Annotated in this window: 2 pseudogenes; one reads left to right on the top strand and one right to left on the bottom strand. The window is 74.5% G+C overall.

What is annotated here, in order from left to right:
* Positions 1-731: pseudogene (locus B9S61_RS07220) on the bottom strand (DNA-binding protein); the annotation flags it as partial.
* Between B9S61_RS07220 and B9S61_RS42145 the strand changes: the two are divergent.
* Positions 627-1,038 (top strand): annotated as a pseudogene (locus tag B9S61_RS42145) (hypothetical protein); the annotation flags it as partial. The pseudogenes B9S61_RS07220 and B9S61_RS42145 sit on opposite strands and share 105 nt — an antisense overlap.

The following is a 1,038-nucleotide window of genomic DNA, read 5'->3' on the forward strand; positions in this document are numbered from 1 at the left end:
CCGGGCGCCGTCGGCAGCAGCAGCCCCCGGTCCAGCAGCCAGCGCAGCCGGGCCGCCGGCTCGGCGGTGACCTGCCCGTACGGCGGGCCCCACACCAGCCGCTCCAGCACCTCCACGGACTCCGCCGGCGCCTCGTCGAGCAGCGCGGACATCCGCGCGGGGTCGTTGAACAGATCGGTCAGCGCGGTGACGGCCGAGACCGAATCGTGCGTGGACGGCAGTCCCGCCGCCGCCACGATCTCCTGGATCCGCCCCGGCGACATCCCCGCGGTGGCCTCCCGCACCGTCGGGCCGAGACCGGTCGGCGACGGATGCTGCGGCGACGGCGCCAGCAGCTCACGGGCGGTACGCACCAGCCGCAGCCGGTCGTCACCGCCCCACACCAGAGCCTGTTCGCGCAGCACACCCAGCGCGTGCGGCAACGCCGCGGAGACCGCCGGATCACCGTCGTCGCCCGCCAGCAGCCCGAGCAGTTCACCGTATGAGGCCGGGTCCGCCGCCACCGCCAGCGCCTGCGCCGTCTGCAGCGTGAACCGGTCCAGCCGCTCCAGGGCCCGCACGACCGAGGCGCGGGTGCCCGCCCGGGTGGCGAGCTGGGTGAGATCCGTGGGTACCGGCGTGATGAGATCCGGCCGGCCGCGCAGCAGCGCGGCCAGGGAGACGTCGTCCCGCCCCCGAAGAGCCTCGGCGAGGGATCGGGGGGCCGCCGCGGGCTTCTCCTCGGTGCTCATCCGCCTCACGTTAGCGCTTGGCCACGTCCGTGGGGCGTCTGGAGTTGGGTCGGCCGGCCGCACTCGGGGTACCGTCGGGCGACGGTGTCCCAACGCATCCGCCCCGGAGGGGACTTCGTGGGTATCGAGAGTGACCAGGTCGTCTACGAGTATCTGAGCCGCGTCGGTGATGTCGCGCAGCAGCGGCAGCTGCCGTCGGCGGCCCGTATGCGGCTGGTCGCCGAACTGCGCGACGAGATCGACCGGCGCAGGGCCAGGGCCGTGGTCGATTCCCCGGCCGCGGTCCGCCGCATCATCTCCCGCATCG

This window comes from Streptomyces sp. SM1, assembly GCF_002910825.1.
GTDB lineage: Bacteria > Actinomycetota > Actinomycetes > Streptomycetales > Streptomycetaceae > Streptomyces > Streptomyces okerensis.